Source organism: Mannheimia glucosida, from assembly GCF_046267875.1.
In the GTDB taxonomy this organism is placed as follows: domain Bacteria; phylum Pseudomonadota; class Gammaproteobacteria; order Enterobacterales; family Pasteurellaceae; genus Mannheimia; species Mannheimia glucosida.
Genome location: NZ_CP176502.1, coordinates 1,464,787 through 1,480,219, shown reverse-complemented (window position 1 = coordinate 1,480,219; position 15,433 = coordinate 1,464,787). Strand labels below are relative to the sequence as shown.

The 15,433-nt window shown below is 37.2% G+C and carries 12 protein-coding genes; 1 reads left to right on the top strand and 11 read right to left on the bottom strand.

Features of this window, described 5'->3' with window-relative positions; genetic code table 11:
• Positions 1-484: 484 nt before the first annotated feature.
• Together ACJ7Z2_RS07185 and ACJ7Z2_RS07180 are read right to left on the bottom strand one after the other, a co-directional pair.
• On the bottom strand, positions 485-2,539 hold the full coding sequence (locus tag ACJ7Z2_RS07185) for a DNA topoisomerase III (RefSeq protein ID WP_409499813.1): 2,055 nt from the start codon (positions 2,537-2,539) through the stop codon (positions 485-487).
• Positions 2,540-2,541: 2 nt separating this feature from the next.
• The gene (locus ACJ7Z2_RS07180) at positions 2,542-2,736 is read right to left on the bottom strand and encodes a hypothetical protein (RefSeq protein WP_409499812.1); all 195 of its coding nucleotides are present in this window, start codon (positions 2,734-2,736) and stop codon (positions 2,542-2,544) included.
• A 458-nt stretch (positions 2,737-3,194) separates the two neighbouring features.
• Between ACJ7Z2_RS07180 and ACJ7Z2_RS07175 the strand changes: the two genes are divergently transcribed.
• On the top strand, positions 3,195-4,592 hold the full coding sequence (locus ACJ7Z2_RS07175) for a glycosyltransferase (RefSeq protein ID WP_409499811.1): 1,398 nt from the start codon (positions 3,195-3,197) through the stop codon (positions 4,590-4,592).
• A gap of 117 nt (positions 4,593-4,709) precedes the next feature.
• Here ACJ7Z2_RS07175 and ACJ7Z2_RS07170 read toward each other — a convergent pair whose 3' ends face one another.
• The 9 genes from ACJ7Z2_RS07170 to ACJ7Z2_RS07130 form a co-directional block, all read right to left on the bottom strand.
• Complete coding sequence (locus ACJ7Z2_RS07170) at positions 4,710-5,588, bottom strand: OmpA family protein (RefSeq protein WP_409499810.1); 879 nt, start codon at positions 5,586-5,588, stop codon at positions 4,710-4,712.
• Positions 5,589-5,657: 69 nt separating this feature from the next.
• On the bottom strand, positions 5,658-8,927 hold the full coding sequence (locus ACJ7Z2_RS07165; RefSeq protein WP_409499809.1) for a YadA-like family protein: 3,270 nt from the start codon (positions 8,925-8,927) through the stop codon (positions 5,658-5,660).
• Positions 8,928-9,141: 214 nt separating this feature from the next.
• Positions 9,142-9,549 (bottom strand): single-stranded DNA-binding protein, encoded by a 408-nt coding sequence (gene ssb, locus ACJ7Z2_RS07160; protein WP_409499808.1) that lies wholly within the window; start codon positions 9,547-9,549, stop codon positions 9,142-9,144.
• A gap of 479 nt (positions 9,550-10,028) precedes the next feature.
• Positions 10,029-10,520 carry a DUF3158 family protein gene (locus ACJ7Z2_RS07155; protein ID WP_409499807.1) on the bottom strand — a complete coding sequence of 164 codons (492 nt, stop codon included), beginning with the start codon at positions 10,518-10,520 and terminating at the stop codon, positions 10,029-10,031.
• The gene (locus ACJ7Z2_RS07150; RefSeq protein ID WP_409499806.1) at positions 10,520-11,314 is read right to left on the bottom strand and encodes a PFL_4669 family integrating conjugative element protein; all 795 of its coding nucleotides are present in this window, start codon (positions 11,312-11,314) and stop codon (positions 10,520-10,522) included. The genes ACJ7Z2_RS07155 and ACJ7Z2_RS07150 overlap by 1 nt, the downstream gene beginning before the upstream one ends.
• Before the next feature lie 186 nt (positions 11,315-11,500).
• Positions 11,501-12,829 carry an STY4528 family pathogenicity island replication protein gene (locus tag ACJ7Z2_RS07145; RefSeq protein ID WP_409499805.1) on the bottom strand — a complete coding sequence of 443 codons (1,329 nt, stop codon included), beginning with the start codon at positions 12,827-12,829 and terminating at the stop codon, positions 11,501-11,503.
• Positions 12,830-12,896: 67 nt separating this feature from the next.
• Positions 12,897-13,475, bottom strand: a complete 579-nt coding sequence (locus ACJ7Z2_RS07140) for a DUF2857 domain-containing protein (RefSeq protein ID WP_249763615.1) — start codon at positions 13,473-13,475, stop codon at positions 12,897-12,899.
• Positions 13,476-13,477: 2 nt separating this feature from the next.
• The gene (locus tag ACJ7Z2_RS07135; RefSeq protein WP_409499804.1) at positions 13,478-15,181 is read right to left on the bottom strand and encodes a ParB family protein; all 1,704 of its coding nucleotides are present in this window, start codon (positions 15,179-15,181) and stop codon (positions 13,478-13,480) included.
• Between the two features lie 3 nt (positions 15,182-15,184).
• Positions 15,185-15,430: a hypothetical protein gene (locus ACJ7Z2_RS07130; protein ID WP_409499803.1), complete on the bottom strand. Its 246-nt coding sequence runs from the start codon at positions 15,428-15,430 to the stop codon at positions 15,185-15,187.
• Between the last annotated feature and the right edge of the window lie 3 nt (positions 15,431-15,433).

The following is a 15,433-nucleotide window of genomic DNA, read 5'->3' as shown; positions in this document are numbered from 1 at the left end:
ATATGACCAAATTCTACACGCATAAGAATTGCAGACAATCCGCTTCAAACATCATCTAAAACTCTTTTTTCTCTGTAGTCGCAATAACATTGTGGTCACTTATTGCTAAACACGCACCATACGGTACAAAAGGCACTCCATTTTTCACCACGGAGCTGTGGCAAGGATGAAAGGGGAACATTCCCCAACCAATAGTCTATCAGAAAATCATTTCTCCATCTAGTTACCACACTCTGTATCCAGGTTAAGGAGACATAATTCTGATATAACCCTATCTCCGACAATAGGCTCTGGGATATTTTTCTCTTCATTCAGTAATGTCTGAAGTTGGGCATTTGTTTTTCATAAATGTATAGAGCCAACGACATATTTATGATTACAGTCAATATTGATGACTTCATAAAATTTAGCCTCTAAGCTACTCTTTTTCATCTGCTTCCCTCTTCTATCATCAATTAAAAAGGCTAGGTCATTGAATTTCATCCTACGATAAAATCTGACCTCGAACCATATCTGCTACAGATGTACGTTTTCCGCCCTTTCCGCTTCTGCTGCCTTTTTTCTTGCTTGTATCCACCCATTCCATACCATCGCAATCAGGATAGCGAGTACATCCCCAAAATTCAGCTTTATCTGTTTTTCGTTTACGCATTGGTGAATTGCATTTTGGACATTGTTTAACTTCAATTTTGCCCATATCGACCCCTTGAGCCATACAGGATTTCATCAACTGCCTAACAAATTGCTCTTGTTTTTGCATAAAACTGTCTAAGGTAGCTTCCCCCTCTGCAATACGATTAAGCTCTTGCTCCCATAATGCAGTCAATCCCGGATCTTTCAATAAAGCCGGCAGACTATCAATCAATGCCACCGCCTCGTTCGAAGCAACCAAGGATTTTTTCTTTTTCAACAGAAAACCTTTATCAATCAAGCCCTGAATTAATCCAGCACGAGTCGCTTCTGTACCAAGCCCCTCTGTTTCCCGTAAGCGTTTTTTCAAGCGTTCATCGGTGACAAAACGAGCTGCATTTTTCATTGCATCAAGTAATGTTCCCTCGGTGTAATGAGCAGGAGGCTTAGTTTGTAATGAACGAATCTCGGTATAAACCACCTTACATTGTTGATTAACACTTAATGTTGGTAAACCTTGCTTAGCTTCATCATCACTATTCTCATCATCCATATTTTTTCCAAATAAAATACGCCAGCCTTGAGCCACGATCACATTACCACGAGCTATAAGAGTATGTCCTGCTGATTGCAATTGTACGACTGTTTTATCTGTTTCCAAATTAGGCAAAAATTGAGCTAAATAACGGCGACGAATTAAATCATATACTTTCATCTCAGCATCACTTAATTTACTTAAGTCTGCTTTCTTATTCATTGTTGGGATAATTCCATGGTGAGCTGTTACTTTTTTGTCGTCCCAAGCTCGACTTTTCTGTTTCAAATTAAGTCTCGGCAGAAAACCCTGTAAACTACTTTCTAATGCAATTAAAGATTGAATAACTACAGGAACTTCAGCAAACTGAGATTCAGGCAGATAACCACAATCAGTACGTGGATAAGTAGTCAATTTATGCACTTCATACAAGGCTTGAGCAATATCTAATACTTGTTGAGCTCCAAACCCAAATAACCGGTTACATTCTCCTTGCAAATCACTTAACGCATACAGCAATGGTGGAGATTTCTTTTCACGCTTTGTTTCAACAGAAATAATCTTCGCTATTCCGGATTGCTTAATTTGCTGTTCCGCCTGTTGCACAACTCGTCCATCTAAGCATAAACCTGACTCATCAAGGTATCGTTCAGAAATAACAAGACCTGCAACAAAACATTCATCCGTTGAAGTAGCACACTGTACACCTAATTGATAGTGAGACTTTGGTACGAAATGGGCAATCTCACGATCACGTTTCACCACCATTGCAAGTGTGGGGCTTTGAACTCGTCCAACACTTAAAGGCTTGCCTGAATAACCTTTTGCCTGAGCCATTAGGGTAAACAAGCGAGAAAAGTTCATACCAATAAGCCAATCTGAGCGACTACGAGCAAGAGCTGCATAATAAAGATTCTCGGTTTCTGGACCTGCTTTTATTGTTTGTAACGCTTTACGAATGCTTACTGAATCCAGTCCAGTTATCCAACAACGATTTATTGCTCCACGATAATTAAGTAAATCCAGTAGCTCTCTCGCAATCATTTCTCCCTCTCTATCCGCATCCGTTGCAATTACAATATCAGCAGTATTTTTTATGAGCCTAGAGAGAACTTTATATTCACGAGAGGTATCCTTTTTTAAGGATACTTTCCATTTACTAGGTATAATAGGTAGTGTTTCTAAATTCCATTTTTCCCATATCCCATTGTTATACTCAGATGGAGCTGCTTGTTCGACTAAATGCCCTCTTGCCCATCCAACAATAATACTGCCATCCAATGTGCTTAGGTAGCCATCACATTTTTTAGTTGCACCTAGTACCGTTGCTACATCCCGAGCTTGAGATGGTTTTTCACAGATAAATAATTTCATCGTTATTCCCCTCTTGATGCTTTTTTCTGTAGTGCAAACTGTTTTAATTCTTCAATAGAAATATGCTGCAACCCTTTTTTAATGATTTCTTGCAAAATATCAGTTTCCTTAATCATTACCTGAGCCTGCATAATTGTCTCAACTGTTTTCGCTTCAATTTGTTGCCATAATTCTGATTCGATATGTTTAGTGGGCATTGGGTGTCTCCTTAAATCTAAATATTGAGAATATATGTTGCTATTTTCTTATTTTTAGATTAAAAAAGAGAGAAATCCTAAACAAGGGAAAACTATTATCCTAAGTCCGAGATATAAAGTGAGGTTAATATGTCAGCAAAATTTAACTTAAGCATATAGCAATAAGAGCCATAGCAATTAAATAGATTACATCAATAACTTTGCTCCGTTTCATATATCCTTATCAAAAAAAACACCCCGCAGAGCGAGGTGTAGCAAATCCAAATTATTAGGAGTGATTATAAGTATAATAACAGTTCATCCAAACCTGGGCTATGTTATAAAAGCTATAAAAAATTACTATATAAAACTATATTTACCTTTCTAAGAGTTTCATATACATTTCTTAAAACAGTATTTATTTAATCAATAAGAATAGCTAGAATATAGGCATATTGAATCTTATTAACAATTAAATAATGCAACAAACCACTATATCAGCTACAAACACTCCCCTCTTAGAAAAATTAAAAAAATTGGAAGAAGTAGATAGAGCGTTATCCTTTGATCCTCAAAATCCAATAATCTACCGTAAACGAGCATTACTTTTTCAAGAATTAGGTTGTACATCACTTTCAAACTACGATAATCAAATTTATGCCTATTTAACACAAAGCAATGAAGCAGAAAAATTTATTCACAAAATTACTTTTTCTGAAGAGGATTTTGCAAATTTATATCAATCAGAGTCAGATACACCTTATTATCAATTTTTCTTCGATATATTGAAAAATGATAAAGCATTATTAACCGAATATATTGATCCAATTCATTTTGCTCTTCGTAGCGGAAATGCGATTAACTTAGGGCTACTCAATCTATCTCTGAGAGATTGCAATGATGCAATAAAATATCTTGAAAAATTTCCTCAAGAACAAGCTATAGCAACACTGAATAAAGCCCTGCTACTATTGCTAGTTGGAGATTATCAAATGGGGTGGGCATTGTATGAAAAACGCTGGGAAACTCATTATAAATCATTTAAAAATCCAATGTCCCTCCCAAGACCTCTGTGGCAAGGCGAACCTCTGGATTCCCAAAGTCGTTTACTCATTTGTTCAGAGCAAGGAATTGGGGATAATATCCAATTTGTACGTTATGCTATTTATCTTAAACAACAAGGCATTGATGTTTTAGTTTGGAATAACTCTCATATTGATGATTTTCTCACATTTAATTTGTCTAAACATGGCATAACAACAGCAAAATTAGGTGATGAAGTTCAGTTTTCTCATTGGGTAAGAATGATGAGTTTGCCTTATTTATGCGGAACAACAATAGATAATATTCCTTTTAACTCACGTTATTTAATACCATCATTAGAATATTTGCAAAAGTGGAAGGAAAAATTACCGCTTATCGTAGGTAAGCCTAAAATTGGCATCGTATGGCGTGGAGGCTCAAATACGGATAATGATAAAATTCGTAGCATTCCACTCACTTTATTCTCTCAATTATTTTCCTCAAATGCGGACTTTTATGTTTTACAAAAAGAAGTGAATGCTACAGAGGCTGATATTTTACGCAATTATCCCAACGTCTATGACTTTCATTCCAAGTTAGACAGTTTCTTTGACACATCAGCGATTGTTGAGCAAATGGACTTAATGATTTGTGTGGATACCTCAGTGGCTCATCTTTCTGCAGCAATGGGAAAAGCAACTTGGATTTTGATTAATTATAAACCTGATTTTCGTTGGTTATTATTTAGAGAGGATAGTATTTGGTATCAAAGTGTTCGTTTATTCAGACAAGACTTAGATTATGATTGGGAGCCAGTTATTCAGAAAATACACCAAGAACTATTGACACTTTAAGTTTTAAAAAACCTATTCTATATCCAATAAAATCAATAGCAATCTTAAACCGTTGCTATTGATTTTATGAATATGAAAAGCCTTTAAAAAATTAATTAGTTTAAAAACTATTATTTATTAAAAACCTTGTATAGAAAATGCCGGATAAGGATTACCAGTGATTTTTAGTGAATAAGGATAGTTTACATCGTAGAGTGGAGCTGGACCGATTGGACCTGCTTTTTGCTCTGCACCGCTCGCAACCACTTTTTTACCATTCACTTTTACCACCACTCGGCGATTTGGTTTCAAGCACGCTTTCGCCGTATCATCTTCCCCCACACATTGCTTCACTTGATAGGCTTCACCGTAACCGACAGCGGTCATTTCTGTTTGTAGGCCTAAACGTTGTAATTCTACTTTCACGGTATTTGCACGGCGTTGGGATAAGTCAAGGTTGTACGCATCGCTTCCCATTCGGTCAGTATGACCCTCCACGCTTGCTGATGTAATGTTTAAACCACGCATTTTTTCGGCTAATTCAGCGACGACTTGTTTGCCCTCTGTAGTCAAGTTGTCTTTGTCAAAGTCGAATAAGAAGTCTGCAGCTATATTGAACTCGTGATTAGAGTTACAGCCATTCGGATACCAGTAGAACTGTTGAGCGTTCATATTGGTGTCGAATAGGATTTTGTATTGACAGATTTTATGCACACCGTTTTCACGGTAGTTAAATGCATAATCCCATTCACGTACGCCATATAGTCCCTCTGAAAAGTGAGGGCGACCGATCAAATTGTAAAGTTGGTCTTTGTTCATACCACGTTCAATTTGGCGAACATTGTTCCAGTTTACCCACGAACCGACTTGTGAGCCATCGTGGTTAAATTTGGTTTCAGTTAATTTCGGGAACACTGGTTTGTCTGTTGTTCCATCAGTTGAAACCTGAGAGAGATTACCGCAAGCGGTTAAAATTGCACAAGAAATTGCAAGAGCAGTGAATTTTAATGTTGTCATCTTTTAAACCTTTTAAATCATTTGAGAGAAGTGGAACGCCAATATTAGCGTTCCTGTTCATTCAGTAAATTACCATTGATACATATAACCTGCACCGAAGGTTGCCTTGCTTTGCGTATCCACACCTGCGGATAGCTTAATAATGTGTTTTGCATTATCTGATGCACGAGAGTAACCAACGGCCACAGCAGTTTGTCCGCTATGGTTACCTACACCTACACCAACGCCCGATTTACCTGCTAACATCACCTGCGGAATGTTGCTCATCGCTGCTGTTGCAGCAATGCCAGCATCGGCACGTTTTTTGTTTTTCTTCACATTATTTGCAAGGTTATCAATACGCTGATTGAGAACATTTCCTTGCTGGTTTAATTGACGAACATTCACCGCATCGGTCGGAGAAATTCCATCTTGTACATTGGTGACACGAGTATTATTGGCATTGATACCATTTTGTGTAATGTTTGGCCCATTATGGATAGATACACTATTGACTTGAATGTTATCACTCATACTCACTCGTACATCACCATTTGCAGCAGTAGTGGTACGAATATTTTTACGATCACCTTTTACACCAACGGACTTGGTTAAATCCGAACGAGTATGAGATTTACCCTCATCAGTTGTCGTTGTTACACCAACCACATTGACTGTTTGCACTTTATCAGTATCAATGGTTACAGTAACTCCAGTGCCACCTTTAATTGTTTGTATAGTAGTAATAGAGTTACTCTCAGACATTTTTAAATTATCAATAGCATTGATAACAGCAAAAAGCTGAGAACCATTAATTGCATCAGTCGATATATCTGAAATACGACCAGCTGCAACATTAGTGATCGTACGCTCGACATCTTCAGCTCCTACACTAACTGTACCAACAGGATCAGCACCTGCAAAATTATATATTTTGCCTTTAACCTCAATACTTGGTGTACCAACAGTTTTAGGCAATACTGTATTTGCCCCTAATGCTACCGAGTTAGCAACATCAGTAATGATATTACTACCTAAAACAAAGGTATTACTTGCACCATGATTCAGAATATTGTTATTACCCAAAGCATAAGCATCATCAGCGTTTACCATATTCATAGTACCAAGAGTACCTGAACGAGCACCTGATACTGTATGCTCAACACCAATGACAATTGAGCTATTACCGGTTACAGAGCTGTCAGCTCCCACTGCAATAGATTGATTACCAATTACAGCACTATCACGTCCGATACTAATACCATCTGTTGAGGTAACTATCGCATTGGTTCCTATAGAAATAGAATCATTACCTGATGAAAATGCATTTGAGCCATAAGCTTGGGAATGTAACCCTAAATCTTTTAATGACGTTTTAGCCAGTTCATCTTTAGCTCTATTAAGCTCACTTTCTCTATCTTTAAGTTGCTGTTCTAATTCTAGTTTTTTATTCTTAATTTCATCAAGCTCTACTTGTTTCCCAAGTTTTTTATTATCAATAGCCTTCTCGTCTTCTGTCAAAGCTAAATTTTCAATTTCCTTACTTAAAGCATCAATTTCTTTTTGAGTATCATCAATTGACTTTTTAGCATTATCATAAGCCTCTTGAAGTTCTTTAGCTTTTTCTTTCGTTTTTACCACAATTTCATTATTTGGCTCATAAAGTTTAAGCTCCTCATTAATTCGAGAAATAATAGCATCTACTTTATCCTTAGAATAATTCAGCTCTTTATATGCATATTCTGTCAACTCAAGCCTGAATGAACCCAGCCTATATTCATCATTATTACCTAACTCCTTAATTTCTTTTAAAAGCTTCATCAGGGTTGATATATCATTATTTGTTTTATCTTCTTTAAGATAAAGCATATTATAATCATTTAATTTATCATTAAACTCAATAACTTTATCCATTCGTTCCTTGTATGCAATCAGATTATAAGGAGACTCTTTATCATTCCAATTAACATTATTATAAAAATCTAATAGTGCATTTCTATATTTATTAAAATTAGCAATATCTTGGGAATTAAGCACATCAGATGCATCATTATCAATAGAGTTTAAAAGATCCAGATACATCGAGTTATAATCTATATTAAACACCGGTATCTTATCTCCAGATAATGATCTCAGATTAAAGGCTATAACTTGTGTACCAAAAATATCATTTTCACCAGTTCCTATTCTATCTCCAGAAGCTGGGCTAAAACCTTGAGTAATTCCACTAATTAATGATTTATCATTCTCTGATTGAGATACAGAAGCTAAAACCAAAGTATTTAATAATTTTTGGAAATTTTCGTTACCCAGTTTTCTATGGTATTCTTCCATTGCCCAATTTTCGTAAAGAGAACCAATAACAACTTTAGACTTTACACTTACGTGATCATTATAACGTTTGTTTCTCAACTCAAATGAATTTGTATCATTAAAGAAATAGCCTGAATATCCCTCATATAGAGAGCCTTTATCATCTCTTATAAATTCAGACATATCTGAAATATACCCGTCTTGATTTAGAGATGTCTTATTTGAATAGAAATCCTTTAAAGCAGTATTAAGGTAATCTACTTTATTTTTACCTGGTGAAGAATTTACAACAGGAGAAAGTTCATTTATTAATGAATTAATTGCTCCATTATAAGTCGCATTTTTATTTACATAGCCTTTTACAACTTCCTTATATTTCTCATCAGAGAACGAAAAATAAGGAAATCTTTCTGTGATAATAGACTTTAACTCATCAATTACCAAAGCCTCACCATTTAGATGAGAATATTTATCCCAACTCAATGATTGTAGTAATGGAGTGAAATCCAGGAATAAATTATCACCATTGATAAGAATATTTTCTAAAGCAGCTTTTGCTATATTCAGCTCATTTTCTTTATCATTCAAATTCTTATCCATGCTATTTTTATGATTTTCTAATTCTTCTTTTATAGAAATTTTATCTTTAATAGAATCCTGTTGTTTTGTTAAATCATCAATTTGCTTACTAAGTGAATCAATTGCATCTTTTGTAGCATCTAATTGATTATTTACATTATTAAGCTCATTTTGCTTTGTATTCACAATATCTATAGCTGCTTTATTTTCAGCAACTTTACTAGCAAAATTCTCTCGGCTAAATCCTCCACCAGTTGCAACAGAGCCTTGACCAGTGGCGATACCGTCAACAGCAGTTGCATACCCATTACTACCAATAGATACAGCATTTTCTGAGATCGCAGAGCCTTGGATGCTTACTGGACTAGCATCTGCTAAACCTGATACCCCGATCAACATAATAAATAAAGATGTCGAAATTTTACCCTTATTGTTAGACAATTCAGTAATTTTAAAAATACGATTCATAGTAAAAACTCTCTTATAAAAATAAATAAAGCCGAGTGAAAGCCTTTTCATCACTCCATTAAAATGGTGTTTTTTACACCAGGAGCAAAAATACTGAATGAATAATCAGAAATTAAGGTTTTAATCTTTTCCCAAAATTTATACTTTTAAAAAAAAATAAAAATCCCGACTATACAAAATATCGGGATTCAATCTAAATAAGCAATAATCTACGTTAAAAGGGAATATCATGATCATCAGGAAGTTGTTCTACTGGAGGCATATCTCCTGAATTATCTCCTTGTGGGCGACTATCTAACATTTGTAATACGCTTCCTCGGATTTCCGTTGCATATTTTGTCTCGTGAGTTTGAGGATCTTCCCATTTTCTAGTATGAAAACTCCCCTCTACTAACACCTTACTACCTTTCTTCAAATACTGCCCACAAATTTCTGCTTGACGGCGATAGAATACAACTCGATGCCATTGAACATTTTCTTTTTTCTCACCGGTATTTTTATCTACCCAAGTTTCAGATGTGGCGATACTAATTGTTGCAACTGCCTCACCATTTGGCATTGTACGCATCTCTGGATCTTGCCCCAAATTGCCAACAATAATTGCTTTATTAAACCCTGCCATATTTGCTCCTGATAAAATAAAAGGTTGAATGTAGAATAATGTGCTATGGTATAAAAATCAGCGATTTTCTATTTTTGAATTGAGGAGACTTTTAGAGAGGTAAGTAGCTGTTTATTTAACCACACCAGCCATATGTGGTATATTGAGTCTCTATTTTTTATCTACCACAACAAAACATAGGAAACTCAACATGTCAGAGAAACGCAACATTACCTTTGGAGAGGCGGTTATTGCGGCTTCAAATCCTTATCGCTAAATTTAGGAGAACAGAATCCAAACAACTTGATAAACGAATAAAAAAATCACTTCATTAAAATTTATTCCAAACACCGACTCACACTCGGTGTTTGTTTCTTTCCCAGAAATCCCCAAAATCCTTTCCGCTTCTAAAGGTAAGGGGGCTTGTTCCCCTTACCTTTAAAGGCCTTTTAGTAAATCCCTAACGTAACAGCAAAATAAGCTTCGTCGTAACAAGAAAATCAGCCATTTCGTAACAGACTTTTTTCCACCCTATCTAACTCTTTCCCTGTTTTTTCTAACTTCTCTAATATGCTAGAAATAATACCTAGCTGCATATTTAAGACTAACCTTGTGTTCTCCACCTGAGCTAATGAGGTTCTGATAATTTCAGGTTGATTAACATCATCCATTAAACTTTGCCACGCTGCATTACCATTTTTGGTATTGGCATAATTACGCCAGCGAAGATATGTGATTCCAGTTCTCGTATAAGTATCTCTTACAAAACGTAAAGGAACACTCTTCAATACTCCAGTGGTTACTTTGTTGAAAATAGTTGGCTGTAACTCAAGGATTCCCTGCCGCACGGCATCTGCTTTTTCATGTAATCTGCGGCATTCTTCAGCGGTTGTAATTGGCGTAAACAACTCTCTCATCAACCCATTTAAACCTGAATCCTGAGCCAGCTTCCGATATTGTTCACTGGTCAAAAACATTTCAGTTTCCGTCATTACAATGAATCCTCTTGTACTTCCTTAATCTCAATAAATGACTCTGTTGAAGCAGTTTCTCCTTTTATTTCACTGACTTCTGAAACAGGCTTAATAGATGGATTACGAATGGCTGGGGCAAATTCAGCTCTTAACTCGCCACTTAATACCTCCTGCGACAAGCTATTCAACTTAAAGCGAGATAAGGCTTCTTTATAGCGAGCATTGTCTTCAATAGCATCTTGTCGGGTTACACCGGAATGACGGTAGGTCTCAACCACACCAAAGCATTGACGAAGCAAGGTTGCTCCTTTGTCATTTAGCTGTGCAGCTTCTCGTCTGGTAATTAAGGCAATATGTTGTGCGGTAGCCACCGTACGGGCGTACACATCAAAATCATTAAGCAAATAGATTAGCTTAAATCCAAGCTGAGAATTGCTTAAAATCTGATAAGTTACTGGTGTTATATTCTCACAACGAGAAATATCAATTCCTTCCGGAATATCTACCGCATAGCGTTCCATTATCTCGCTGATTAAATGTTGCATTTTTTCACGATGGGCAAGCACCATTTTCTCAAAATTAAGTAGATAGTAATCAGCAAACGGATCGTCATTTTCTGCATCCCGCTGGATTTGAGTCAGTAGTTTCAAGGCTTTAGGCATACTCGTGATAGCACTACGAACCGTCTTACCGTTTTCATAAACCGGAGAACGACCACTCCAAAGCATTGTTCCCATACGAGAATGTAAAGTAATAGAAATATCGGAGCGTAATGCACCGAGTTTTTGAGTTGTAGATTCAGGCTGTAACATAAAATCTCCTGCTTAAAATAAGCTGTACATTTTCTATTCACTGCCACCAGTGGTGGCACTGTATGTTTTCTGCTCACTGTTCACACTGTGAACACTGTATATTTTCCGCTCACTGTCGCCACTGGTGCCACTGTATGTTTTTTGCTCGCTGTTCACACTGTGAACGCTGTATATTTTATAAACATATTAACACACCATCGACTTTGCTAATTGCTGAATTATCTCTAGGCTACGCTGGTTATTAGCTGATGAACGAGTTACTTTAGATGGCAATACTCGCATTGAGCCTTGCTTTTCCCTACTTTCCTTTGGCTTAGCTTGCACCTGCTCTACTGATTTTTGCTTGAAGTAAGGATTAAATACGCCAGTCTGAGCTTTACGAATTAAGCTAAATAGATAACCAGCCGGCTTTTTCACGCTACCACTTGCAATGCGTTTTTCCGCTTCAAGTAAAACAGCTTGGCGAGTTTCTTCAGATAACGTTTGCAGTAATTGCGATAACTGTTGTAATTCCATTTTGCTAAGTTCAAATTTCAACAACGCCGATTCTACTGAAACTTGATCACTCGCTACAGTACTGTACTTACTATACTTAGTACTATACTGTACTGTATCTGAGTTCCGATTTGGAACTGCTAATGAAATCAATGGGTTAGATGATTTTTCTGTACTTAGTTCCATATTGGAACTCTGTAAATTTACTGATTTTTCACTGAGTTCCATATTGGAACTCTGTAAATTTACTGATTTTTCACTGAGTTCCATATTGGAACTCTGTAAATTCATTGATTCTTCACTGAGTTCCATATTGGAACTCGTAAAAATCTCTGTAGCTTGTTGCACAATGTTTGCAGCTTTTTCATTCAATTCGACCGCTTGTGATCGAATTACAAACTGATTATGCTGTTGAGCAATACGAGCTTGAATAACCGGAATATGTGAAACAAAATGATGAAGCTGATTTTCAGGTTTCAACATTTCATCAATAATTGCATTGGCAACTGCACACACTAACGGATCAGCGTGTTTCGCTGATTTTTCTAGCAATTTCAAATAATCGCCATTTAACTGTAAGCTATCTGCCAGTGAAAGTGGTTCATCGTTCATAACATAAACATTACCTAATACTTGCCCACGTTCATTTCGTACGGTCTCACATAATGTCAGCCATCGGGTCAAGCGTAAGAGCAATAGAGTTTGACTGACTACCTTGCGAGATACCGATTTACCCTGAAAAGCTCTATCAGATAACCATAAAGCTAACTCGTCATAGCTTGGAAATGCGGTGCCTTGAAATTGGTAGGCATTGAGTTTAATCATTTGCCAAGCTACTTTTGCTCTTGGTGATAGATAACGATCAGTCAAAAGACGAAGTGGTACCGTTTCGTGTTTATTCCCAACAAAGAGCAATCCCTGAAACGGTTTCTCTGCTTCAGTCACCTGATTTTTTTGTTTTGACTTTTCTAATAGTTTTTCTCTTGCAAGTGCTGTGTGTTGTTGTATAATTCTATCCATATCAAGTGTTTCTCCTTTGGGGGAAAGTCCAAAACCACAGAGTAGCAGCTCTGTGGTTTTTTATTTTCTAATACTGCTGTTTTTCACCGTTACGCACCAATCTCACCACTTCGGTTAAACTGACACCACTTTCTTCACTAATCACCATTAAGGCTTCAAAGGCTTTATCACTAATAAATTCAGTAATCTCTTTATCAGTTCCATCCAAGCCATTACGATATTGTTCCCAAAGCAACCAAACTGAAACTTCTGTTTCTTCATCTGCATTGGGTTTTCGTCCCATCGCCTCTTTAATGCTTAATAATTTCCGGCGAGCAGATACATCAGCTGAAGAAAGATTAAACATCTCTCTTAACAGCTCAGAAGAAGCCCCTAGTAATAAAGCACGATCAATAATTTGTTGTTGCCGGCTATCTTCTCTCACATTATTAATGAGCTGCCAAAATGTGTGGTGGTTAATGGTTGCGTTGACGAACGTTACCGGGCTTTTAGCTAATCTATTCAATTCTCGTTGAGTAAGATTTTCGATTACTGCAAGTTCATCTTCAGCAAAGCCAAGTTGTCTGCAATAACCAATTTCACCACGCTCAATTCTTTCAATCACTTCACCAATGACCGCTCTATTTAAATTAATAGTCGCATCCATTTTTATGCTCCTCTGGCTTGCTGTTTGATATAACGAGTAAGACGGATTAAACGGAATAAACGTACCAGCAGTAAATCAGATATTGCCGGCTCGACCACTAATGTGCCGAGTAAATCAATGCTACTGATAGATAGTGCTTGAGTATAATCAGCACTCTCAATCTGATCGGTTGATAATGCGACCAACATACCGTGCATTGCTTGTACAAAATCCGAATGTTTTCCTGTGAGTGTTTTCACCCGAAAACTGTAATCAACCGGCTCTTTGACCACATGTTCAATGCAATCAATAAAGCCAAGCTCATCTGCAATATCTAAAGCTAAGGAATAAGCCTCCATTTTATGCTGACGACTCGGATAAATTTTCCAAATGTTAGAAACCGGCTGCCGTCCTATATTTGCAAATTCCAAACCATTTTCAACCGCTTGTACTGCTCGTTCTGCTTCAGGATTTACTCCCGGTTGCATACCTAAATCTGCAAAATGATTAAGTACACTTTCCGTCACATCCTCGCTATCATTCACCTGTTCAAATGTCGGTAAACTACCGATTGAAAGGGTGTCGAATTCTGATTCAGGTTCCTCACTGTCATTATCTGATTCAGGCTTAAATTCAACATCATCTGCAACAGATTTTGATTTTGCTATTTCAGATTGAACTGGTTCAGATTTTGCTTTAGTTTTAGCTGGTTCAGGTTCGGCTAAGCGTTGCTCACTCTCTAACGCCTGTTGAGCAATTTCAGCTTGTTTCTCTCGTAATCGCAATAATTTACGTTCTTCCAAGTCAATTTCAGCCTTGAATACACTATACTCAAGCTGATAACCAAAGGCTTCTGTGATTGCCCCAATCAGGTTATCTTGAAAATCCGTGACCGAGAAACTATCTGGCTCCTCATCCATTGGAGAAAGAGCTGCTACCCACGTTTCATCAAAATTACCAGTTGGCTCAGTTCGCACTTGATACTGGTGGTTATCCCATGCATTTTGCCCATTTCGATGAATAGTGAGTAACTTTTCAATCTGTGGTTTACCTAACCCACTTAATAACACATTAGGAATGTGGGGATAGAGATAGACCAAACATTGCTCCATTCGTGCAATTAGTTGATGGGATATTGGATAACCTTGCTCAGTGAGCGTATCAGCCAATTTACGATGCGAGAAATTTTCCTGAAATTTCTCTTCATACAACGCCTTCACATCTCTAACACCAAGAGCTTTTTCCACAAAGGATAAGTCACCTCGTACCTCATTTTCGGCTAAATGCCCTACAAGGGTATCAATGCGAGAACTGATGTCATCCGCTTCACCTTGCCAAGGTTTGAAAACACAATCAATGCTCCAAAATTTGGGATCTTGCGTTTCCTCAAATAGCTCTTTGAGTGCCTGCAGACGGGTATTTCCCCCATCTGCAACAGTATAAAAATCATCGCCTGGTCGTTTAGTCACATTTGGAGCGTGATCAAGCCCACGAGCCTTAATGGAGGCTTTGATTTCCTCGTATTTAGGGTTCTTGGTTTTACGAGGATTCCCTTCAAAAGGCTTCAACTTATCCAGCGTGACACTAATAAGCTGCCGATGGGTTTCCGGCAAGACTGAATGAGTAGGCTGGTTATATTCCACAGACGTATTTTTAATACTGCCCTGCATCAGATTTTTTAACATCTGCTGCTTTCTTTGTGCTTCTTTATTATTTAGTATTTGCATTTTTTAATCCTCAAAATCCGTTACACTTCGTACTTTGTGTCTTTCCACATAACGGATTCGCTCGCCTTCTGTTCTTCCCCAACGGTAGCCAAACACTTTTACTTTTAGTCTTCCACCCGATACCTCTTTCAATACATTGCAGTACATTAAATAATTGATAGCGGCACGACCTAATTTATGCACACAGCTCAAATAGTGTTCTCCTGCCCAATCTTGAGGTTGGGGGTATTTACTAATACGGTATCCCATAAG